Origin of the sequence: Ascidiimonas aurantiaca (assembly GCF_037646345.1) — a bacterium.
GTDB lineage: Bacteria > Bacteroidota > Bacteroidia > Flavobacteriales > Flavobacteriaceae > Ascidiimonas > Ascidiimonas aurantiaca.
This window is the reverse complement of sequence record NZ_JBBEWR010000001.1, coordinates 120332-142995: the sequence shown is the minus strand read 5'-3', so window position 1 is coordinate 142995 and position 22664 is coordinate 120332. Positions and strand designations below refer to the sequence as shown.

Sequence of the window (22664 nt, the reverse complement as noted above, 5' to 3'; positions counted from 1 at the left end):
CATCGTTTTCATTAGAGCCGGCGGGGTTCTGGTTTTTATTACATCCCTATACCCGTATATAGCAAATGTGCTATTAGGGTAAAAGAAACTGAACCATCGTCTGCCATTTCATAACTTAACAATAGCTCTCCCCAATAGGAACCATCACTAAAATCGGCAATGATCCACTTATGGTTTAGTATTTTTATTTTGTTGATCTTCATATCCCCGTTCATCCCTGCATAAGGAACCAAAGGGTTATCGCCTTTTTTTTCATTGGTTTCCAAAAGTCGGTCTGCAATATACCCGGGCAGGTCTGTTATCTGTAAATGGTCATAATAAGAAAGTGCATCATCATTGTTTTCCAGATCAAAATAATGCAGATCCAGATTTTCCATAAGCAATTGCTCTGTAGAATCCTGAAGCTTTGTTACTTTATTTTCCAGTCTTTCTATTTTTTCATCTGTGGCCTCCACATATTTTTTAGTGTTTACATATTGAAAAAGAGCAATAAGCATTGTAAAAATAAAGAGGTATAAAAAAATGCGGCTTTTCATAGAAATGGTACTTATTTTAAATGAATACTCAGATTATCATACGCAAGAAATACATTGGGCGGCAACGTACGCTGTACTTCTTCGTGAAAACCCAGTAAGTGGCTTATATGGGTAAAGTAAGCTCTTTCCGGGCTTACGGCTGTTACAAAATTCAGAGCCTCTTCCAGATTAAAATGAGAATGATGAGGATCTACGCGTAATGCATTTACTACCAGAACATCCAGCCCCCGCAGTTTACTCATTTCTTTTTCAGGAACTGTTTTAACATCAGTAAGATATGCAAAATCACCAAAGCGATAGCCAAATACCTGTAAGCGATTATGCATAACATCAATAGGTATTACGCTGAGGTTCCCGAGAAGAAAAGGTTCATTACGCACTTCATTCTCTACTACGGCCGGTGCTCCAGGATAACGGTTTTCATTAGCAAATATATAATCAAAACGTCGTTTCAATTCCCCCAACACTCGTTTATGGGCATATACTGGAATATCTCCCTGCCGAAAGAAAAAAGGTCTTATATCATCAAGACCCGCAGTGTGGTCTGCATGTTCATGTGTAAAAACAACACCGTCTATACGGGTAACCTTATTAGTAAGCATCTGATGTCTGAAATCAGGGCCGCAGTCAATTACATATACATACTCGTCCCATTCTATCAATACAGAAACCCTGAGGCGTTTATCGCGGGGGTCATCACTTAAACAAACCGGATGATTGCTGCCAATAACCGGGATTCCCTGTGAAGTTCCTGTACCTAAAAACGTTACTTTCAAAAGTGTATTTTTCTTCAAATTTATAATTAATTTAGGGATTTCATGACCGATTCTTAGTAACTTTGTCATAAACAAATCACAAATATTTATGGCTACTGTTTTAACGGGCGACAAGGAGTTTGAGAACATTCCATCCACACAAGCTAAAGCGCTCAGAATCAACCTAAATGATAACATTTATGGTACCTTTGCAGAAATTGGTGCAGGCCAGGAAGTGGCCAGGCATTTTTTCCGTTCCGGTGGAGCTTCCGGAACAGTAGCCAAAACCATGAGTGCATACGATAAAGACTTTAGCGATGCTATTTATGGTATAGAAGATGATAAAAGATATGTTACTGAGGCACGCCTGAAAAAAATGCTCTCATATGAAATGAACCTTATTGAAGAACGTATCTCCAGAGAAAAGAACCCGAACAAATTATATTTCAGCTATGCCAATACAGTAGCCACTATTGATTTTGCAAAAAAATTCAAAGGCCATGGCTGGATGGGCATACGCTTTCAGGTAGCCCCAGATGAGGGTTATAATGAAATTTTATTACATGTGCGATTTCATCAAAACGAAGCCCGGTTACAACAGGAAACCCTGGGTATTATGGGAGTGAATCTCATTTATGGGGCGTTTTATAAATTTGAGCACCCGCGCAAGTTACTGCGCTATCTGTATGACCATATTGACAAAGACACTATAGAAATTGATACCATTAATTTTTCCGGGCCCCGGTTTAAAAATATAGACAATCGTTTAATGAGCCTCCAGCTTATTAAAAATGGTATGACTGAAGCAGTAATGTTTGGCCCCGATGGAAATAATATACTACCTGCACGTATTCTTTACAAAAAAAATATCCTTGCATTGAGAGGCAGCTTTCGCCCTGTAACCAAAGTAAATATGGATATGTATAAAAAATCATATGACATATTCATTAAAGAAAACAAGGTTAATGTAGATAAAACGGTAGTTATTTTTGAAATTACACTTTCCAACTTAAAAGCAGAAGGTGAAATTGATGAGCAGGATTTTATGGATCGTGCCGAATTGTTATGCTCACTTGGACAAACAGTAATGATCTCTAATTTTAAAGAGTATTATAAAGTAGTAGAATACTTTTCACATTATACCAAAGAACGATTAGGGCTTACCATGGGAGTAAATAATCTCATAGAGATTTTTGACGAGAAATACTATCGCCATTTAAGCGGTGGTATTCTGGAAGCCTTTGGAAAACTATTTTATAAGGACCTGAAGGTATATCTGTACCCCATGATGAATCAGGAAACAGGACAACTTATTACCAGCAATAACCTTAAGGTACACCCACGTATGAAAGAATTGTACAAATTCTTCAAGTATAATGGACGCCTTGTTGATATTTTTGACTACGAACCGGATATTCTGGACATCTTTTCTCGTGAAGTGCTGCGGAAAATAGCAAATGCCGAAGATGGCTGGGAAACCATGCTGCCGGAAGGAATAGCAGAGCTCATAAAAGAAAAAGGATTGTTTGGATATGATGCAGAAAGTAACAAAACAGACAATACCAAAAAAATAAAAGCCTCTTAAAAGAGGCTTTTATTTTAAGAGGCCGTTAGTATCTGCGCCGCATGATCTTTGGTTTTTACTTTTTCAATAACTCGTTCTACAACTCCCTCCTCATCAATAATGAATGTAGTTCTGTGAATACCATCATATTCCTTTCCCATAAACTTTTTAGGGCCCCATACGCCAAAGGTATTGATTACTGTTTTATCCTCATCAGCAAGTAAAGGAAAGGGAAATTCAAACTTATTTTTAAAATTAGCCTGTTTCTTTTGAGAATCGGCGCTTACTCCCAACAGCTCAAATCCCTGAGACTGCAGCTCTGAATAATGATCTCTTAAATTACATGCTTCTGCTGTGCACCCTGGAGTATTTGCTTTAGGGTAGAAAAAAACAATAAGCTTTTTTCCTTTATAATCAGATAATGAAATAGTATTACCGTCTTGATCTAACGCTGTAAAATCTGGTACTTTCTCACCTGCTGTAAGTGTTTTCATAGTCAACTTTTAATTTGATTATTTTTGTTTAAAAATAACTAAAAATGACCAAAGCAGAAAAAGTAACGTTTGTTATTGAAAAGTTAAATGAAACATACCCTACAGTTCCCATTCCGTTAGATCATACCGATCCTTATACCCTTCTTATTGCCGTGCTGCTTTCTGCGCAAAGCACAGATGCACGTGTAAACCAGATTACCCCTCTTCTTTTTGAAAGAGCTGATAATCCTTATGCCATGATAAAGCTTTCACAGGAAGAAATACGGGAAATTATTAAACCCGTAGGTCTTTCTCCAATGAAATCAAAAGGTATTTATGAACTTTCCCATATTCTTATTGATAAATACAAAGGTGAGGTTCCTGCAGACTTTGAAGCGTTAGAATCCTTACCGGCCGTAGGGCACAAAACCGCCAGCGTAGTAATGTCACAGGCATTTGGTATTCCTGCGTTTCCTGTTGACACCCATATTCATCGCCTTATGCATCGCTGGGGTTTTTCAAACGGCAAAAACGTAATACAAACTGAAAAAGACGCAAAAAGACTGTTCCCTAAAGAAAAATGGAACAAACTACATTTGCAGATCATATATTATGCAAGAGAATACAGTCCCGCAAGAGGCTGGGATCTTGAAAAGGATATCATAACCCGCACCATCGGTAGAAAATCTGTAATTAACCAATATTATAAAACGAAAAAACCCGTATGAAACGGGTTTTAACAAAGTTTAGTTCAGAAGTGTGTCAAACTTCAACGTTTTGTAATTAATAACACTTAAAGCCTTTGAATAATTTAACAAGAATTCAATGGTTTCTTTCTTAGGTTTCAAATTTTTCATCTCAGATGAAGAAAGTTCAGAGTAAAGTTTTGCCATATCTATGCTTTTTGTTCATAGATAATAACGTACTCTTATACAATTTATTGTATCAACCTATTTAATTAGTTAAAACGATGTTGTGCTTGTTTATGATCTTCCTGAGATTAATAATAGCATAACGCATTCTTCCCAATGCTGTATTAATGCTAACACCTGTTACTTCTGATATTTCTTTAAAACTCATATCCTTATACATTCTCATCATTAGTACTTCCTTTTGGTCATAAGGGAGTTCATCAATAAGCTTACGCAGGTCATCGATTACCTGATCTTTAATAATTTGCTTTTCGGCATTTAAAGAAGGATCTCCGATTACACTAAAAATATTGAAGTCATCATTGCCTTCAAACTTGGGCATACGGGTGTTCTTTCTGAAATAATCAATCACCAGGTTATGCGCAATACGCATTACCCACGGTAAAAATTTACCTTCTTCGTTATAAGAACCTCTTTTAAGCGTTTTTATAACTTTGATAAAGGTATCTTGAAAAATGTCTTCAGCGACATCTTTATCATACACTTTAGAAAAAATAAAACTATAAATACGCTGGGAATGGCGATTAATAAGTATTTCCAGAGATGTTTCGTTACCGGCAAGATAACTCTCGAGTAGAACTGAGTCGTTGCGAATTTCGTCCATAATACAAAATTACTTTTAGGTTAAATTTGGTGCGCCTGTTTTTATAAAAAACTGACTAAGGGCTGATTAATTTAGTTAAAAGTAATTTTGTGGAATAGGCTATTTATTTACTCAATCGGCTCAAATATACTATTATTCCTTAAAAAAATGCAAATTTTTAAAAGAATTTTTCTAATGATTTCTTTTCATTAGATCATTTTATACACAAACAGGATATTAGTATCTTTGTCACTTTCATAAAACATTATGACAGATATCGAGTTGCTAGACCCCAAAAAAAACATTCTTATCAAAGGGGCGAAACTGCATAATTTAAAAAATATAGACGTTGCCATTTCCCGTAATAAACTGGTAGTTATTACGGGTTTATCAGGTTCGGGCAAATCCAGCCTTGCTTTTGATACCCTCTATGCTGAGGGTCAAAGACGTTATGTGGAAAGCCTTTCATCTTATGCACGTCAGTTTCTGGGCAGACTGGATAAACCCAAAGTAGATTATATAAAAGGAATTGCTCCTGCCATTGCTATTGAACAAAAAGTAAACTCTACCAATCCCAGATCTACTGTAGGTACTACTACCGAGATCTATGATTACCTAAAGTTATTGTACGCCCGTATTGGTAAAACCTATTCTCCCGTATCTGGAGGTCTTGTAAAAAAACATACGGTAACCGATGTAATTAACTACGTAAAAACACTTCCCGAAAGAAATAAACTACTGTTACTCGCACCTGTACATATTCCTAAAGATCGCGATATATTAAAAGCACTTAAAATACTGCTGCAACAAGGATACGCACGTATTAAATACAGGGATAAAGTAATACGGATTGATGAAATTACTGAGAATATAGAACACAATTTCTACCTGGTAGTAGATAGGGTGATCGTACAACATGGTGAAGATTTTGAAAACCGGCTGGCCGATGCGGTGGATACGGCTTTTTTTGAAGGAAAAGGGGTATGCATCTTAGAAGACCTGAGAACGGGGCAACAAACAACTTTTAGCAATAAATTTGAACTTGACGGTATTTCATTTCCAGAACCCAATGTACATCTTTTCAGCTTTAATAACCCTTACGGAGCGTGTCCTAAATGTGAAGGATATGGCGATGTGATAGGTATAGATGAAGATCTGGTAATTCCCAATACCGGTCTGTCTGTTTATGAAAATGCGGTTTTTCCGTGGCGTGGTGACAGCATGAGCTGGTACCGTGACCAATTGGTAAACAATGCCTATAAATTTGATTTTCCCATTCACAAGCCCTGGTTCCAACTCTCAGAAGAGCAAAAACAACTTGTCTGGAACGGAAACGAATATTTTGAAGGCCTCAACGATTTTTTCATATTTCTGGAAGAAAAAAGTTATAAGATACAAAACCGCGTAATGCTGTCCAGGTATCGCGGTAAAACACGTTGTAACCTTTGTAAAGGCAAGCGCCTGAGGCCGGAAGCCAATAACATAAAAATAGGTGGCAAAACCATTACAGATCTGGTAGAGATGCCTCTTAACGAGGTAGCTGCTTTTTTCAAGACATTGACTCTTGAAAAACATGAAATGAAAATAGCCCAAAGGCTACTCAAAGAAATTAACAGCCGCTTACAGTTTCTCTCTAATGTGGGGTTGGAATACCTTACCTTAAACAGGAGGTCTAATACACTTTCTGGAGGTGAATCGCAACGTATTAATCTGGCCACATCACTGGGCAGTAGCCTTGTAGGCTCTATGTACATACTAGATGAGCCAAGTATCGGTTTACACCCTAAAGACACTGAAAAACTCATTTCTGTTTTAAGATCACTCCGGGATCTTGGAAATACCGTGATCGTAGTAGAGCACGATGAAGATATTATGAAAGCCGCTGATGAGATTATAGATATAGGCCCTGAAGCAGGAACCCACGGTGGTAATGTAGTAGCATCTGGCAGCTACGGGCATTTATTACAACAAAATACCCTTACTGCGGGGTACCTCAATGGTTCTATGGAGATCTCTGTTCCCAAAAAAAGACGTACCTCCCGGAACTATATAAAAATTGTGGGAGCCCGGGAAAACAATCTTAAAAATATTACTGCTGTTTTTCCCTTAAACCGGCTCACCGTAGTAACCGGCGTTTCCGGCAGTGGTAAAAGCACCCTGGTTAAGAAAATCTTATATCCTGCTATTCTTAAAAGTATTGGTGGTTACGGTATGAAAGCCGGCCAGTTTACCAAAATTGAGGGCGAGTACTCTGAAATTACAGGGGTAGAGTTTGTTGATCAAAATCCTATAGGCCGCTCTTCACGCTCCAATCCGGTAACCTACATTAAGGCCTATGACGATATAAGAAGCCTTTTTGCTGCCCAAAAGCTGGCTAAAATACGAGGGTACCAGCCCAAACACTTTTCTTTTAATGTAGATGGGGGGCGTTGTGAAACCTGTAAAGGTGAAGGAGAGGTTACCATAGAAATGCAATTTATGGCCGATGTACATCTGGAATGCGAAACATGTGCCGGAAAAAGGTTTAAAAAAGAAGTGCTTGAAGTAACCTTCGAAAACAGGAACATTGATGATGTATTAAATATGACCATTGATGATGCGGTTGAATTTTTTACGCAGCACAAACAAAAAAAGATAGCTTCCAAACTTACCTCCCTCCAAAATGTAGGGCTGGGGTACGTAACACTGGGGCAATCCTCTTCTACCCTTTCGGGAGGAGAAGCACAGAGAATTAAACTGGCTTCATTCTTAATGAAAGGGGTAACCCGCGAAAAAAACCTGTTTATTTTTGATGAGCCTACTACCGGACTTCATTTTCATGATATTAAAAAACTACTCAAATCTTTTGATGCCTTAATTGAGAAAGGACATTCTGTAATAGTCATAGAGCATAATCTGGACCTTATTAAATGTGCCGACTATATTCTGGATCTGGGGCCAAAAGGCGGCATTAACGGTGGAGAGATCGTTGCAGAAGGCACTCCCGAAGAGATGGCAGAAAATAAAAACTCCTACACCGCTCAATACCTTAAACTTAAACTTACATAAGTATCTTATTTATCTGAAAAATAAACTACTGATTATCAGAGATATATAATGCATCCTGGTTTTTTGGCACGCTGTTTGATTCTATTGAAGTATCAACCAAAAGTTATGTTTAATTTAAAACTTAGTGTCATGAAAAATCTGGTCATCTTTTTTATTGCAGCAGTTACCGGTGTTTATGCATTGAATGCCAATAGCACCGAACACGTATTTGACAACAGGTCTTTTGGTTATCAAAATTCCATTATTTTCATGGAAGGGGGAATTACCTTTTCAGTTTTTCCTGATGGCCAGTTTGACTTCTATGCAGATCAGGGTCCGTTTGTAGGAGCCAACGTAAATCTTGGAAATGTAAACTTAAGTTTCAACTCCGGATTCAATTATGATCCTTTTATTCAATACGATGATTTCGGAGCCGTTATACAGATAGAGAACATACCTATATTCTATGATTTTTACGGCCGTGTAAACCGTATTGGTTCTGTAGATCTGTTTTATGACAGAGGAAGGTTGTTTAGAGTGGGTGGTCTGTTCATTAACTATAATCATCTGGGAAGGTTTAACCGGTTTAATGGTTTTATCAATATACACAACCGTGTATATGTTTACAGACCTTTTCACAGGTTTTTCAGATTACCGCCCCAAATGTTTTGCATCGTAGATTACAGGCCTTACCGAAGATTTTACAACCCTGCGAGATTTACATTTCACAGGCCCTATAGAAATAATGTGAGGTTTCGTCATGCAACTGTTGGTAGAACTTACCATTATAAACGAAATAACAGAAGGCATGCCATTTACCAGAATGACAGACGAGTTACCCGTGCCAATTATAGTCAAAGAGACCGGGTAGCTACCAGAAGAGGATATAACCGTTCATCAGGTCAGGTAAGCCGAAATCAAAATTCAGTAAGATCAGACGTTCGTTCAAACAGAAGGTCACAAGTAGTTAATAGAAATACTGATGAAAGGAGATCACGCAATACCCCTGCGGTACAACGTACACAAAGAAACAGAGATGCTAATGCCGTTAACAGGAACCAGCGTGTTGCCAACAGAAATACTGATGAAAGAAGATCACGCAATACCCCTGCGGTACAACACACACAAAGAAACAGAGATGCTAATGCCGTTAACAGGAATCAGCGTATTGCCAATAAAAATACAGTAGATAGAAAACGAAATACCTATCGGAATGAAGTAAATAAAAATAGTAGAGCCAGGGAAAAGAGCCAGAGAGCGGTGTCTGCCCATGACAGAAGAAAAGACAATTCTGTTGGAAGAAACCCATCCTCACGCCGTAATTCCGTAAAAACGGCCTCTACAAACCATTCAGGGAAAAGCTATAGTTCTTCCAAAAAAAACAGAAGCTCCAGGGCAGTAAAAGCTTCAGGAGAACGAAGAGGAAGAAGAAATTAGTAAACTACGTTGTTTTATAGATTTGGTTGGTTAGTTTAGTGAGAATCCGCAGGATCGTTAATCGGGAATGCGGATTCTTCTTATCATAGATATTTACGTAGCAACCTGGAGATATCATCAGAAACATTAAATACTTTTATAAGTATTACGTATCCCCCTCCTATTAAAAGCGATTTTAAGGCTATATTGAGAATAGGATGAAAAGTGAAATTCCAGAAATAGAATACCAGAGACAACAGTATCAATATTCCACCCAATATCACAGTTCCTTTTGAAAAAGGATGTATCCGGAACCGTTTATATACAAAGCTTATTTTAATAGTGTTATATATTAGAAAAGCCAGTAGTGTGGCAAAAGCAGAACCGTGAATACCCCAAACAGGAATGAATATCATATTGAGAATGATGGTAAGAACAGCCAGAAAAACACCAAAATACAGCATTACCCGGTAATAATCGGAGTTAAAAATTATAGAGTTATTGTTTCCCAGTATATTATCAGTAAGCTTAGCCAGAGAAATACACAAAACTACCCATATCCCCTCACTGTATTGCTCAGGCAGCAACCTGTACAACTCATTTATATTCATAGTTATAAGTAAAAACAATAGCCCGCTCACAACAAAAAGAGTAAGTGAGCTTCTTTTATAAAGGCTTTCAAGCTTTTTTGTATCTCCTTTGTTCATAAGACTGGCCGTTATAGGGTATGTGATCTGATGCATGGCTCGCCCAGGCACTATGATCACCATAGATATAAATACGGCTACATTATAAAAAGCTATATTTTCAATAGCAATATACTGCCCCAGCATAAACTTATCAATATCCAGTAAAATAACTGCTACAGAAGCTGCTACTATAATAAGTGAAGAATACTTCAAAACAGCACTACTGTTTTTAGGCAACTTAAACTCCCATACCGGCTTACGAATTCCAAAGGCACTTACCATCATGAGTAAACTGCGTATAAGATAAACTCCCACTACAGCATAAATAAAATGATCTGGGGTAAGCCAGCTAAAAGACACCATTAACAAAAGTACCATAATGGCTACCCTGTGAAAAACCTCCTTTAAAAAATTACCATATACCGTTTTCATATGGATCTTTGACCAAGCATAAAAAACCTCAAAATAGGCCATAGCCGCTGCTACTACAAAAATGGTCCAGACATAAGGTTCTGTGATCGTGTTAACAGAGGTAAGTATGTCGGTAATCTGTTGGTACGCCAATATGCCTATAAGACCTACGGGCAGGATAATGAATAACGGCAAAAAGAACATGGTTGTGGTAAAACGCCTCTGTTCAACATCTGTCTTGTACGATGTATAGAATTTAACAAAAGTATTGGGTACTCCAAAGGCAAGGAGAGGCATCATTATGTTGGCCGTAGATAACAGATATCCTATAAGGCCAAAATAATCATCTTTAAGAAAAAAGGGATATAAAAAAAGGATATTGAGTGCACCAAAAAGAAAGCCCAGATATGTGCTAACCATATTTTTAAAAGACTGACTGGCAATGGTACCCATCATATATTCTTGATCACGTTAGCGAGTTTCGCAGTTAAATACTTTCTATTGTACTTTTCTATATCGGGATAAGAAGTAGTTTTTACCCCTTCTTTAAAATTTTGATAATAAGATACTATGTTTTCTTTTAATTTTTGCTTTTGAGTATATGTATAGCCTGAACCTATTCCTGTTTTCTGAAGGATCTGAAACACATCCCATTCATTAGGGCCTATGGCAATAACCGGAGTTTGGGATGCCATATACTCAAAAAGTTTCCCGGGTATGATGCTTCTGGTTTCTTCCCTGTTTATTTCAATAAGTATGAGCACTGATGACGAAGACTGTAACCTGAGTACTTCTTCATGAGAAATATACCCCATTACCCTGGTATTATTTTGTAAACCTGCACTGTAAACTTCTCCCAATACCTCTTTACTAACAACCCCGGCAAGGGCCAGCTCAAGATCTTCTGCAAACCCTTCAACCTCCTTTTGAAGTTCAGCAAGCACTTCCCATAGTATTTTCGGATTACGACCTGTTAATAAAGACCCTATATGAGCCAAAACAAACTTATCTGATCTTTTCTGTGGCGTATCTGGCCTTTTGTCAAAACCGTTGGTAATAACCGATATGGGGCGTGAGGTATGTGCTTTAAAAAGGGTCGCTGTAGAAGGACTGGTCACTACAATATGATCTGCCGTGGTAAGCACTTTTTTTTCCAGCTTTTCATGTATCCTTTTCGCGTAATTGGTCAGTTTTAGATCTTTGTGGTACCCTATAGTGGTCCAGGGGTCTCGAAAATCGGCTATCCATCGTACGTTGGGAAAATGTTTTTTTAAGCCTTCTCCTATGAGATGTAAACTATGCGGAGGCCCCGTTGTTATAATGGTTTCAATATTTTCGTGTGCTAACTTTTTTTTAAGGAACTTTACAGAAGGACGCACCCAAAATCTGCGAGCATCCGGAATAAACAAATTTCCTCTTAGCCACAAAAGACATCGTTGTATTAAGGTTTGTTTTTTCTCGGGGATGATGCCTTTACTTATAGTATGCACTTCTTTACCGGCAAAGGCAGAGGCCAGCCCATAAGGTTCAAAAATAGGCTTTTTCCATACCGTTATCCCTTCCGGAATCTCTTCCGACAATGTCGGGTCTTTAAATGGGTAGTGAGGGTCTTGCGGTACATATACTACCGGTTCTATGGTAAACTCTCTCAGGTATTTTACAAACTTAAGCCATCGTTGCACCCCCGGCCCTCCCGCTGGTGGCCAGTAGTACGTAATAATAAGTACTTTTTCCGCCATATTGGAAATCGTTATTCCGAAGATATCGTATTTCTACGAACTTTAAACTCATAGTATAATGCTCCCAGTGTGAGGAGGACAAAAAGTACGGAGCCTGCCAGACTTATTCTGCTGCCGGTTATCACCACCTGAGGTTCAAAACGAAACTCAATAGTGTGCTGCCCCTTCGGTACTTCCATAGCCCTTAAAACGTAATTTGCCCTTACGTGAGGTACCTTTTCTCCGTTAAGGTAAGCATTCCAGCCTTTAGGATAATATATTTCCGAAAATACCGCAAAGGCATTTTGAGCAGTATGGGCTTTATATACCAGATGATTGGGTTTATATGAAGTTAATTTTATAGAAGCAGTGCTGTCTTTGACCAACGGGGTTGAAAAAAGTGTCTCAGGTACGGTTCCCGCACGTAAAACCGCCTGGTTCTTTTCGTCAAAATCAGTGAGTGCATTTATTTCTTCATCTGCGTTCTCTGCTCTGATAAGGGACGATACAAACCATGCATTACCATTGGTATAGGGATTTACTGCTGGATATGTATTTCCTTTTTCATCTTGTTGAAACACATACTTTACATTAAGCATGTTTAAGACCGAAACGTTATTTCGGGCAATCTGGTAATCGTAAAGTTCCTGAAAACGCCCCGGTTTGGCAGCATGGTACCCTCCTATGGAATTGTGAAAGAATGCTGCCCGGGCTCCGGACATACCATCTGAGGGATCATATACTCTGAATACGGTAGTATCACGAAGTATTTCTTTGTCGGCTGTATTCATGGAAAAGGGACGCTCCAAGATACGGGCCTGTACAAAATCATCATCATTTACATAACGCCTTGCCACGCCTACAAGATCAAACAATACTACTACGGTTAATACCAATAATAAAGTATTCTTACGCAGTTTTTCTCTGAGAAATGCAAAAAGCAAACCTGCCGTTACTAACACTAGAATAAAAGAACGTAGTAAATCCCTGGTATAAAGGGCTTTTCTGTCCTCTACAATAGCATCCATGATAGCATCTCCAAAAATATTTTTCCGGTAATACAGGTCATTAACTCCTTCAAAACTGAAGCTACCCTTAAAAACGAATAATAAGGCACATACTGCGGTTATTATACCAACTGTGGTTTTAAGTGCTTTTTCTTTTTGTTCCCGTCCGGTATCCGTCATAAGTCGATACAGACCTGCCATGGCCAGTGCGGGCACGCAGAGCTCCAGGATCACCTGTATGGAAGATACGGCTCTGAACTTGTTATACATAGGAAAATATGCTATCAGGAAATCGGTTACGATACTGAAGTTCTTACCCCATGATAACACCAGAGAGAGAATAGCTCCACCTAAGAGCCACCACTTTAAACGCCCTTTTACTAAAAACACCCCTAAGAGGAACATGAAAATGACGGTCGCTCCCACATAGGCAGGCGCTGCTACAATGGGTTGATCTCCCCAATAGGCCGGTAATCCTTCGGAAAGTTGTTTAGCCTGTGCCCTGGAAAAACCTTCCCGAACCATAAACCGGTAGGTTTCTGAGTTCTCTCCCAGATTTTCACTATTACTGCCTCCAAATAACCCCGGAATGAATAAATTAAGAGATTCTGCTAGTCCGTAACTATACTCGGTGATGTATTCTTTTGAGAGTCCGTTATCATCTCCTCGTGGTGACCCATCTGGTAACAAGGTAAGTTCTGTTTCACCGCGGGTACTCCAGGCTGCATATTCCTTAGTTGCCATGAGACCGGTTGCATTTAAAACAAGCGATAGAACTATTGCTATTGCCAATATGCCCGTAGTTTTTGCAAAATGTAGCACTTCTCCTTTTCTAATGGAGTCTATAAGATATGCCACACCTAAAACCAATACCAATAAGAGAAGATAATAGGTCATCTGGAAGTGATTGGCACTAATTTGCAATGCCATAGCGAGAGTGGTGAGTAAAAACCCCCATATATATTTTTGTCGAAAAGCCAGTACAATACCCGCAAGTACCAAAGGAAAATAGCCAATAGCATGGGCTTTGGCATTATGCCCTACCCCAAGTATAATGATAAGATACGTAGAAAAGCCAAAGGCCAAAGCACCTAACGCGGCCAGACGGTAATCATTTTTTAAAACCAGGAAAAAAATATAGAAGCCCAAAAAATACAAAAAAAGATAATCTGCCGGACGTGGTAAAAAACGTATGAGTTTATCCAGCTTTTTTATATAATTGTGCGGATAATTGGCTCCTAACTGAAAGGTTGGCATACCTCCAAAGGCATTATTGACCCAATAAGGTTCTTCTCCGGTTTCATTTTTAAAATCAGTTTGTTCCCGGGCCATTCCCAAATATTGTACAATGTCACTTTGGTAAATACGTTTTCCCTGCAATACGGGGGAGAAATAAACCAGTGAAGTCACAACAAAAACAAGTACCATACCTACATGCGGAAGTACTTTTTTTAACGAAAAGCTCATTTACTCTTTTTTGGTTCGTTTATTTCTTCAAAATCTATATACTCGCCTACTTTACGATTACCCGAAGTTTTTGGTGCAGACTGCGTATCTATAGTTACTTCTCCTTCTTTTTGTTTTTGATAAGGCTCTTTTCTCTGCTGCCTAAAACCTCGATTATACCGCTGTGCGGCCTTTTTGGAAGCATACCTGAAAAGTGAAGGGCCAAAAATTCTTGCCAGTATTTTGAGGCCGTAATATACTAAAACAATAATTAAAAGAGTTCTTAATAATTGCATGAAAACGTAGATTTTACAAAAATCAAAAATACAACACTACCCGCTTAAAATTGGGGTATTTCTCTTAAAAAAATAATAAAATCAAGTATATTTGACCAAAACCTGATCTTATGAAAAAACTTCCCATTGTGCTGTTACTAGCGCTGTTTACTATATATCACACCTCCAATGCCCAATATACAGATGTAATTAATTCTAACCGTCCCGGTGCTTCGATGAGTGCTTATGCAGTAGGTGAAAATGTAATTCAGGGTGAATTCGGGTTATTTACAGAACGACAAAAACACACAGGGCTAAGAACCGAGTCAGGATTTTTCGGGATCGATTTTGCATTCAGATACGGCCTTCTATTTGAACAGCTTGAACTTATCTGGGATGGCTCGTATGCCTTCGAGAATATTACATTTAATGCTTTTAATCCCGCTTTAGAAGAAAACCGCAGTGATTTTCTGAGAAACACAGTAGGTTTAAAATATCTTATTTTTGATCCGTTTAAAAACCAGGAAGCTTCGAAACCCAATCTGTATAGCTGGAAAGCCAATAATTCTTTTAAATGGAAAGACCTTATTCCCGCGGTATCCATCTATGCAGGTGCCAATATTATTTTTTCAGACAATCCTTTTTTACCGAATGATCCCTCTATAAGCCCGATAGTGGGAGTTATGACCCAAAGCCATTTTGCCGGCAGGTGGGTGCTCGTCTCAAATATATACTACAATAAGTTTACTACCGATGATCCGTCGCTTAGTTACATAATTACACTCACCCATACACTTAAAAATCCAAAATGGTCAATTTTTGCAGAGAATCAGGGAATTAATAGTGATATATACTCAGATCTGCTTTTTAGAGGAGGTGCTGCCAGGTTGCTCAACAAAAGTTTTCAGGTAGATGCTTCTTTCGGTTTTAGTGTGAAAGATACGCCCTCGAGGCTCTTTGGTAATATTGGTATTTCTTACCGTCTGGATTATCACAAAGATGAAATAAAGCGAATTGATACGGGGATAAAAAAGGTAAAGACCGGAAAACGAAAAAAAGCTAAAAAAAACAAAAAGAAAAGAAAAAATACAGAAGAGAATACCCTTGAAGATTCTTCGGAAGACAATAATTAAATTGCTATGATCCAGGTAAAAAAAGTAACTAACCAGGCACTTTTAAAAAAATTTGTAACCTTTCCTTTTCAACTTTACAAAGGCTCTAAATATTGGGTGCCTCCGCTTATCGCGGAAGAGATGCGAATTTTTGACGAAAAAACTAACCCGGTATTTAAAAATGCCGAAGCACAGCTCTTCCTGGCATTCAAAAATGATGAAATTGTGGGTCGAATTGCGGCTATCATCAACTGGATTGAGGTAAAAGAACAGGAAAAGCCAAAAGTGCGCTTCGGGTGGTTTGATACTATAGATGATCTGGAGGTAAGCACTGCTCTTTTTCAAAAAGTAGCAGAAGTGGGTAAAAATGCTGAACTTACTTTCATAGAGGGCCCGGTAGGCTTTTCAAATATGGATAAGGCAGGGATGCTTGTTGACGGATTTGAACGCGTAAACAACATGACTACCATCTATAACTACGCCTATTATCCCGAGCACATGAAAGCCCTCGGTTTTACTACAGGACTATCATGGGTAGAGTATGAAATATCGGTCCCCACGGGAGTTCCCGAAAAAATTAAGAAGTTCTCAAACCTCGTCTTAAAACGGTACCACTTAAAACTGTTGGGTTTCAGATCTTCTAAAGAACTTATTCATTATGCAGATGGTATGTTTGATCTTATGAACCGTTCTTTTAAAGATTTAGACTCTTTTGTCCCTATACAACCCTACCAGGTAGAGCTTTACAAAAAAAAATATCTTAAATTCATTCATCCTGATTTTATAACTTTAATAGCCGATAAGAATGATAACCTGGTAGCATTTTCTATTACCATGCCTTCATTTGCCAATGCTATGCAGAAAGCAAAAGGTAAATTGTTTCCCTTTGGTTTTTTACACTTGCTTAGGGCCAAAAACAGAAATGACAAAGCCAATCTTTTTTTAATAGGAGTAGATCCTAACTATCAAAGTAAAGGACTCACAGCCGTTATTTTTCAAAAAACTATTGAAAATTTCATAAAACGAAATATAAAAACGGTAGAAACAAATCCTGAATTAGAAGACAATACTGCGGTACAGGCTTTATGGAAAAATTACAATCCGCAACTTATAAAAAAATGGCAGACTTTTAAGAGAGAGCTATAAAAAAACCGCAGCTCAAAAGTTGCGGCTTTTTATTTATTTAGTGTCTTTAATAAAGCTTTTTCTACTCTCCCATGGCAGCAGCAACAGCAGCAGCCATTCGCTTGTAGGTGCCGTTTTCAAGTCGCTCTCTTATTGCAGAGAATGCCTCAAGTGTTTCATTTATATCATCTATTGTATGAGTTGCCGTCGGAATCATACGTAACAGAATGAGGCCTTTGGGAATAACAGGGTAAACTACTATGGAACAGAATATACCGTAATTTTCTCTAAGGTCTTTTACCAAAGCCATAGCTTCGGGTATACTACCGTTAAGATATACAGGTGTTACACAACTTGTGGTGGTACCAATATCAAAGCCTCGTTTTTTGAGTCCGTTTTGCAGTTCGTTTACGTTTTCCCAAAGCTTGGCTTTCAATTCTGGCATGGTGCGAAGCATATCCAGACGTTTCAGAGCCCCCTTTACAAACACCATGGGGAGTGATTTGGCAAACATCTGGGAACGAAGATTGTATTTAAGATAGTCCATGACTTCTTTATCGCCGGCTAAAAATGCGCCTATACTTGCCATAGATTTGGCAAAGGTGGCAAAATAAACATCTATACCATGCATAATGCCCTGCTCTTCACCGGCACCGGCTCCGGTTTTACCAAGTGTACCAAAACCATGGGCATCATCTACTAAGAAACGGAACTTGTACTTGTCTTTAAGAGCAACCATTTCTTTAAGTTTGCCCTGTTCGCCACGCATCCCAAAAACTCCTTCGGAAATAACCAAAATACCACCTCCTGTTTGTTCGGCCATTTTGGTAGCTCTTTCAAGATTTTTTTCCAGGCTGTCTATATCATTATGCTTGAAAGTAAAACGTTTTCCCATGTGAAGCCTTACCCCATCTATTATACAGGCGTGACAATCTACATCATAAACAATAATATCGTCTTTGGTTACCAGTGCATCAATAGCAGACATAATTCCCTGATATCCAAAATTTAAAAGATAGGCTGCCTCCTTTCCTACAAATGCGGCAAGTTCTTCCTGGAGCTGTTCATGAATATCAGTATGTCCGCTCATCATGCGCGCTCCCATTGGATAGGCACATCCGTGTTCTGAGGCTGCTTCTGCATCGACTTTTCGAACTTCAGGATGATTCGCCAGGCCCAGATAATCGTTAATGCTCCAAGTTATTACCTCTTTTCCGTTAAATCGCATTCTGTTTGAGATAGGCCCTTCAAGCTTTGGAAATACAAAATACCCTTCGGCATGTGATGCCCATTTTCCCAATGGTCCTTTATTCTCAATAATTCTTGCAAATAAATCTTTCATTATCGGTTTGAGGAGTTAAATGTTAAAATTTCCCAAGTGGCAAAAATAACTATTTTTATACTTTCGTCATAATAAATCACTTATTTCATAAAAACACCTTTTTGCCTTCTTTGTTTTACTATACTTTCTAAGGTGTAAAAAAGGGAGCAACGCTGTCACGAAACTCCCTTTTCCAAAAACGGATTACCCGTTTATTTATTTAATATATTCAATGCTTTGTGTTTCTTTAATATTCTTACTATCAAAAAAGCCTTGTTCTCCCATCCATTTATCACAATAGATCTTACTCATATATCTGGAACCATGATCAGGGAAAACTACTACCACATTACTTTGCTCGTCAAACTCACCTTGTATGGCCAGTTGTTTTACGCCCTGCATGGCAGCACCACTGGTGTATCCCACAAACAGACCTTCGGTTTTGGATATTTCCCGGGCAGTATGGGCACTTTCTTCATCAGTAACTTTTACAAACTCATCGATCACTTCAAAATCTGTAGCCGTAGGAATAAGGTTTTTACCTAAACCTTCTATACGATACGGGTAGATCTCTCCTGAATCAAACTCGCGGGTTTCATGGTATTTTTTTAGTACCGAGCCATAGGCATCTACTCCCAGAATACGTATATCTGGATTTTGCTCTTTTAAAAATCGAGCCGTACCGGATATAGTTCCTCCCGTGCCACTACAGGCTACAAGATGAGTGATTTTACCGTTGGTTTGTTCCCAGATTTCGGGGCCTGTTGTTTTGTAATGAGCATCTATATTGAGCTCATTAAAATATTGATTAATATATACAGAGCCTTTGATCTCTTCATGCATGCGTTTTGCTACCTGATAATAGGAACGGGAATCGTCTGCACTTACATGGGCAGGGCAAACATATACTTTAGCGCCCATAGATCGCAACATGTCAATCTTATCTTTAGAAGATTTGGATGTTACTGCCAACACACAGTCATATCCTTTAATAATACTCACCATAGCAATACTAAAACCTGTATTTCCTGAGGTGGTTTCAATAATGGTATCCCCCGGTTTTAAGATCCCTCTGCGCTCGGCTTCCTCAAGTATATATAATGCAATTCTGTCTTTTGTAGAGTGACCCGGATTAAAAGCTTCTACTTTTGCGTAAAAATGACCTTTTAATTGCGCTGTAATGTTATTGAGTTTAATAAGGGGAGTGTTACCTATGAGTTCTAAGACATTATTGTAAGCTTTGATATTTTCTTCCATAAAGTGTTAGCTTAGGTGTAGGTTTGGTTTTGAAAAACTTCCAAAACCCTGCAAATTTAATTATTTTTTTTTATTACTGTTTAATACCTTCCAAATCTAACAAAAATGTATATTCCCTGGAAACTTCTTTGAGGGTTTCAAAACGGCCTGAAGCCCCGCCATGACCGGCATCCATATTGGTATGCAATACTAAGAGACTATTGTTTGTTTGGGCAATTCTTAACTTGGCCATCCATTTGGCAGGTTCCCAGTATTGTACCTGAGAATCATGGTATCCGGTGGTTATCAAAAGGTTGGGATACGGTTGTGGTTTTACATTATCATATGGAGAATATGATTTCATATAATCGTAAAACTCTTTTTCATTTGGGTTTCCCCATTCATCATATTCTCCTGTAGTTAACGGGATGGATTCATCCAACATGGTGGTAAGCACATCTACAAAGGGTACGGAAGCTACTACTCCATTGTACAATTCGGGTGCCATGTTAATAATAGCCCCCATTAACAATCCGCCTGCCGAGCCTCCCATGGCATACAAATGTTCGGGAGAGGTATATCCTTCTTCTACAAGGAACCGCGAGCAATCAATAAAATCAGTAAATGTGTTTTGCTTGTGTAGCAATTTGCCATTTTCATACCATTTTCGCCCCAGGTACTCTCCTCCTCTTACGTGTGCTATGGCATATATAAATCCGCGGTCCAGTAAACTTAAACGCGATGACGAAAAATAGGGGTCTATAGTAGCCCCGTATGAACCATATCCATATATTAGAACAGGGTTGCTACTATCTTTTCTAATTCCTTTTTTATATACTAAAGAGACGGGTATTTTAGTACCATCGGCTGCCGTGGCCCAAACCCTTTCAGACATATAATTTTCTTTTTTAAAGTTCCCTCCCAGTATCTCTTGTTCTTTTTTTACTGTTTTTTCCCGGGTTACCATATCAAAATCGATGGTAGAGGTAGGTGTTACCATAGAATTATAGGTGTACCTGAGTACTGTGGTATCAAAATCGGGATTAGTAGATGTATATGCGGTATATGTCTCATTGTCGAAAGGTAAATAATAGTCCTCTTTTCCATCCCATCTTCGTATCCTGATCTGGTTAAGACCATTGGAACGCTCACTGATCACTAAAAAATCTTTAAAAATCTCTATATCTTCCAGTAATACATCTTCTCTGTGAGGGATGAGGTCTTCCCAGTGTTCTCTCTCTGTGGTTTCACAGGGCGTAGCCATTAGTTTAAAATTAGTAGCCCCATTTATATTTGTGAGTATATAGAAATGCTCTCCGTAATGATAAATACTGTACTCATGCCCTCGTTTTCTTGGCTCAAATATGCTGAACTCGTTTTTAGGAGTATCGGCTTCCAGAATACGATACTCAGAAGTAAGTGTGCTTGTCGAACCTATAACGATAAACTTTTTGGATTTGGTTTTATAAACAAAAGCGTGAAAAGTATCATCTTTCTCGTGATAAACCAGTTCATTATGGGCTGAGGGTGTATGAAGTGTATGGCGGTATATTTTATCTGACCGTAAGGTCTGCTCATCACGGGAAGAATAAAAAAGAGTCTGGTTATCATTCGCCCAGGCACTGTTTCCTGCAGTATTTTGGGCCACTTCAGTAATTATTCCGGTTTCCAGATTTTTCACATAAATGGTATATAGGCGCCGGCTTACTGTATCAACACCGTATGCAGCCAATTTATTATCAGGGCTTATGTTAATACCAGTAATATCAAAAAATGACTGCCCTTTTGCCATCTCATTTCCGTCAAAAAGGATCTCTTCAGGTGCATCCAGTACTTCTTTTTTCCTCGTATATATCGGGTAATCCTGCCCTTCTTCAAATCGTATTATATACCAGTATCCATTAAATTTGTAGGGAACTGAAGAATCATCTTCTTTGATACGGGATTTCATTTCCTGAAAAATTGATCTCTGAAAGTTTTCAGTATGCCCCGTCATCTCTTCATAATATGCATTCTCTTCTCGTAAATAGCCCAATACTTCTTCAGAGTCTCTCTGATTGAGCCAGAAATATGGATCTATTCGTACATCGCCGTGTTTTTCAAGTTTTTGCGGAATCTTTTTTGCCAAAGGAGGCGTAACACTTTTAGTCGTAGTCATGTGATACAATAAATTATGTAGCAAAAATAGCACAAATAATAAAGATGTTCTATGCTTATACAAGGAAAGCATAAATATACAGCCGGCAATAGGTTATTTTAATATTTTTGTATGATAACCTTAAAAAGAAATACATGTTTGGAGATCTTATGGGCATGATGGGAAAACTTAAAGAAACCCAGGCCAAAATTGAGGAGACTAAAAAGCGGTTGAATTCTGTTTACATTGAAGAAACCTCACCCGGTGAAAAAGTTAAAGTAGTAATGACAGCCAACAGAGAGGTCAAATCCATTACATTATCAGAGCCTTTACCGGAAGATAAAGAGGAACTGGAAGACTATCTGGTGGTAACTTTAAATAAAGCTATACAAAAAGCTTCGTCAATACATGAAACGGAGCTGGGTGCCATTGCTAAAGAAGGTATGCCCGATATCCCGGGATTAAATCTTTTCAAATAACTTTTTTAAACAGGAAACCACCTGAAAAAAATATAAGTTAAAAATATATTTTTTAACTTAGAACCATATCAACCTTCAAATTTTAAAAATATGTTTGAAATCTTTCAGAGCGAAAACAATGAAAAGTTTTATTTCAATTTAAAAGCCAAAAACGGACAGATCATTTTATCAAGTCAGGGATATACTGATAAAAATGGTGCAAAGAATGGGATTGACTCCATTAAGAATAACTGTCATGACGACAGTAAATATGAGCGTAAAACTGCTTCAAACGGTAAGTTTCACTTTAACCTAAAGGCCGGGAACGGGCAAGTTATTGGAAGTAGCCAGATGTATGCTTCGGAAGCAGGAATGGAAAACGGAATTGAGTCTGTAAAAAACAATGCTCCGGATGCCAATGTTAAGGATCTTGCATAGTAAAA

The 22664-nt window shown here is 38.3% G+C and carries 19 protein-coding genes; 8 read left to right on the top strand and 11 right to left on the bottom strand.

All coding sequences use genetic code 11. From position 1 onward, the window contains the following. Positions 1-38: 38 nt before the first annotated feature. Positions 39-536: a hydrolase gene (locus WAO84_RS00610; protein WP_340063075.1), complete on the bottom strand. Its 498-nt coding sequence runs from the start codon at positions 534-536 to the stop codon at positions 39-41. Between the two features lie 11 nt (positions 537-547). Beyond that, positions 548-1312: an MBL fold metallo-hydrolase gene (locus WAO84_RS00605; RefSeq protein ID WP_340063074.1), complete on the bottom strand. Its 765-nt coding sequence runs from the start codon at positions 1310-1312 to the stop codon at positions 548-550. A gap of 88 nt (positions 1313-1400) precedes the next feature. Between WAO84_RS00605 and WAO84_RS00600 the strand changes: the two genes are divergently transcribed. Continuing rightward, positions 1401-2876 carry a TonB-dependent receptor gene (locus tag WAO84_RS00600; protein ID WP_340063073.1) on the top strand — a complete coding sequence of 492 codons (1476 nt, stop codon included), beginning with the start codon at positions 1401-1403 and terminating at the stop codon, positions 2874-2876. Between the two features lie 14 nt (positions 2877-2890). Here the strand turns inward: WAO84_RS00600 and bcp are convergent, their stop codons facing one another. Then, positions 2891-3349, bottom strand: a complete 459-nt coding sequence (gene bcp, locus WAO84_RS00595; RefSeq protein WP_340063072.1) for a thioredoxin-dependent thiol peroxidase — start codon at positions 3347-3349, stop codon at positions 2891-2893. A 44-nt stretch (positions 3350-3393) separates the two neighbouring features. Between bcp and WAO84_RS00590 the strand changes: the two genes are divergently transcribed. Continuing rightward, entirely contained in the window at positions 3394-4056 is a 663-nt protein-coding gene (locus tag WAO84_RS00590) for an endonuclease III domain-containing protein (protein ID WP_340063071.1), read from the top strand. A 226-nt stretch (positions 4057-4282) separates the two neighbouring features. On the opposite strand, the gene WAO84_RS00585 is transcribed toward WAO84_RS00590, so the two are convergent. Further along, positions 4283-4864 (bottom strand): RNA polymerase sigma factor, encoded by a 582-nt coding sequence (locus tag WAO84_RS00585; protein WP_340063070.1) that lies wholly within the window; start codon positions 4862-4864, stop codon positions 4283-4285. A 246-nt stretch (positions 4865-5110) separates the two neighbouring features. Here WAO84_RS00585 and uvrA point away from each other — a divergent pair, with 246 nt between their 5' ends. Together uvrA and WAO84_RS00575 are read left to right on the top strand one after the other, a co-directional pair. After that, positions 5111-7891: an excinuclease ABC subunit UvrA gene (gene uvrA, locus WAO84_RS00580; RefSeq protein ID WP_340063069.1), complete on the top strand. Its 2781-nt coding sequence runs from the start codon at positions 5111-5113 to the stop codon at positions 7889-7891. Between the two features lie 129 nt (positions 7892-8020). Beyond that, positions 8021-9307, top strand: coding sequence for a hypothetical protein (locus WAO84_RS00575; protein ID WP_340063068.1), 1287 nt, complete (start codon positions 8021-8023; stop codon positions 9305-9307). 83 nt (positions 9308-9390) lie between these two features. Here the strand turns inward: WAO84_RS00575 and WAO84_RS00570 are convergent, their stop codons facing one another. From WAO84_RS00570 to WAO84_RS00555, 4 genes are read right to left on the bottom strand one after another with little or no spacing between them, the layout of a single operon-like run. Continuing rightward, positions 9391-10842: a polysaccharide biosynthesis C-terminal domain-containing protein gene (locus tag WAO84_RS00570; protein ID WP_340063067.1), complete on the bottom strand. Its 1452-nt coding sequence runs from the start codon at positions 10840-10842 to the stop codon at positions 9391-9393. Next, on the bottom strand, positions 10839-12125 hold the full coding sequence (locus WAO84_RS00565; RefSeq protein ID WP_340063066.1) for a glycosyltransferase family 4 protein: 1287 nt from the start codon (positions 12123-12125) through the stop codon (positions 10839-10841). Before WAO84_RS00565 ends, WAO84_RS00570 begins: the two co-directional genes overlap by 4 nt. A gap of 11 nt (positions 12126-12136) precedes the next feature. After that, a complete protein-coding gene (locus WAO84_RS00560) occupies positions 12137-14578 on the bottom strand; it encodes a YfhO family protein (RefSeq protein WP_340063065.1) in 2442 nt (813 codons plus the stop codon). Next, complete coding sequence (locus WAO84_RS00555; protein WP_340063064.1) at positions 14575-14853, bottom strand: DUF4834 family protein; 279 nt, start codon at positions 14851-14853, stop codon at positions 14575-14577. Before WAO84_RS00555 ends, WAO84_RS00560 begins: the two co-directional genes overlap by 4 nt. 110 nt (positions 14854-14963) lie before the next feature. On the opposite strand from WAO84_RS00555, the gene WAO84_RS00550 reads away from it, so the two are divergent. Further along, positions 14964-15965 (top strand): transporter, encoded by a 1002-nt coding sequence (locus WAO84_RS00550; protein WP_340063063.1) that lies wholly within the window; start codon positions 14964-14966, stop codon positions 15963-15965. Between the two features lie 6 nt (positions 15966-15971). After that, entirely contained in the window at positions 15972-17090 is a 1119-nt protein-coding gene (locus WAO84_RS00545; protein ID WP_340063062.1) for a GNAT family protein, read from the top strand. 61 nt (positions 17091-17151) lie between these two features. Here WAO84_RS00545 and capB read toward each other — a convergent pair whose 3' ends face one another. The 3 genes from capB to WAO84_RS00530 form a co-directional block, all read right to left on the bottom strand. After that, positions 17152-18411 carry a cysteate-C-fatty acyltransferase gene (gene capB, locus WAO84_RS00540; RefSeq protein WP_340063061.1) on the bottom strand — a complete coding sequence of 420 codons (1260 nt, stop codon included), beginning with the start codon at positions 18409-18411 and terminating at the stop codon, positions 17152-17154. Positions 18412-18606: 195 nt separating this feature from the next. Beyond that, positions 18607-19647 carry a cysteate synthase gene (gene capA / locus WAO84_RS00535; protein ID WP_340063060.1) on the bottom strand — a complete coding sequence of 347 codons (1041 nt, stop codon included), beginning with the start codon at positions 19645-19647 and terminating at the stop codon, positions 18607-18609. A gap of 73 nt (positions 19648-19720) precedes the next feature. Continuing rightward, a complete protein-coding gene (locus WAO84_RS00530; RefSeq protein WP_340063059.1) occupies positions 19721-21784 on the bottom strand; it encodes a S9 family peptidase in 2064 nt (687 codons plus the stop codon). A gap of 134 nt (positions 21785-21918) precedes the next feature. Between WAO84_RS00530 and WAO84_RS00525 the strand changes: the two genes are divergently transcribed. Both WAO84_RS00525 and WAO84_RS00520 read left to right on the top strand, forming a co-directional pair. Further along, positions 21919-22242: a YbaB/EbfC family nucleoid-associated protein gene (locus WAO84_RS00525; protein ID WP_340063058.1), complete on the top strand. Its 324-nt coding sequence runs from the start codon at positions 21919-21921 to the stop codon at positions 22240-22242. Between the two features lie 90 nt (positions 22243-22332). Continuing rightward, complete coding sequence (locus WAO84_RS00520; RefSeq protein WP_340063057.1) at positions 22333-22659, top strand: YegP family protein; 327 nt, start codon at positions 22333-22335, stop codon at positions 22657-22659. The last annotated feature ends 5 nt before the right edge of the window (positions 22660-22664 follow it).

Bases quoted from the DNA above. Each gene is read 5' to 3' on its own strand.
- WAO84_RS00610 (WP_340063075.1), bottom strand. From the start codon at position 536: ATGAAAAGCCGCATTTTTTTATACCTCTTTATTTTTACAATGCTTATT.
- WAO84_RS00600 (WP_340063073.1), top strand. From the start codon at position 1,401: ATGGCTACTGTTTTAACGGGCGACAAGGAGTTTGAGAACATTCCATCC.
- bcp (WP_340063072.1), bottom strand. From the start codon at position 3,349: ATGAAAACACTTACAGCAGGTGAGAAAGTACCAGATTTTACAGCGTTA.
- WAO84_RS00590 (WP_340063071.1), top strand. From the start codon at position 3,394: ATGACCAAAGCAGAAAAAGTAACGTTTGTTATTGAAAAGTTAAATGAA.
- WAO84_RS00585 (WP_340063070.1), bottom strand. From the start codon at position 4,864: ATGGACGAAATTCGCAACGACTCAGTTCTACTCGAGAGTTATCTTGCC.
- uvrA (WP_340063069.1), top strand. From the start codon at position 5,111: ATGACAGATATCGAGTTGCTAGACCCCAAAAAAAACATTCTTATCAAA.
- WAO84_RS00575 (WP_340063068.1), top strand. From the start codon at position 8,021: ATGAAAAATCTGGTCATCTTTTTTATTGCAGCAGTTACCGGTGTTTAT.
- WAO84_RS00570 (WP_340063067.1), bottom strand. From the start codon at position 10,842: ATGATGGGTACCATTGCCAGTCAGTCTTTTAAAAATATGGTTAGCACA.
- WAO84_RS00565 (WP_340063066.1), bottom strand. From the start codon at position 12,125: ATGGCGGAAAAAGTACTTATTATTACGTACTACTGGCCACCAGCGGGA.
- WAO84_RS00560 (WP_340063065.1), bottom strand. From the start codon at position 14,578: ATGAGCTTTTCGTTAAAAAAAGTACTTCCGCATGTAGGTATGGTACTT.
- WAO84_RS00555 (WP_340063064.1), bottom strand. From the start codon at position 14,853: ATGCAATTATTAAGAACTCTTTTAATTATTGTTTTAGTATATTACGGC.
- WAO84_RS00550 (WP_340063063.1), top strand. From the start codon at position 14,964: ATGAAAAAACTTCCCATTGTGCTGTTACTAGCGCTGTTTACTATATAT.
- WAO84_RS00545 (WP_340063062.1), top strand. From the start codon at position 15,972: ATGATCCAGGTAAAAAAAGTAACTAACCAGGCACTTTTAAAAAAATTT.
- capB (WP_340063061.1), bottom strand. From the start codon at position 18,411: ATGAAAGATTTATTTGCAAGAATTATTGAGAATAAAGGACCATTGGGA.
- capA (WP_340063060.1), bottom strand. From the start codon at position 19,647: ATGGAAGAAAATATCAAAGCTTACAATAATGTCTTAGAACTCATAGGT.
- WAO84_RS00530 (WP_340063059.1), bottom strand. From the start codon at position 21,784: ATGACTACGACTAAAAGTGTTACGCCTCCTTTGGCAAAAAAGATTCCG.
- WAO84_RS00525 (WP_340063058.1), top strand. From the start codon at position 21,919: ATGTTTGGAGATCTTATGGGCATGATGGGAAAACTTAAAGAAACCCAG.
- WAO84_RS00520 (WP_340063057.1), top strand. From the start codon at position 22,333: ATGTTTGAAATCTTTCAGAGCGAAAACAATGAAAAGTTTTATTTCAAT.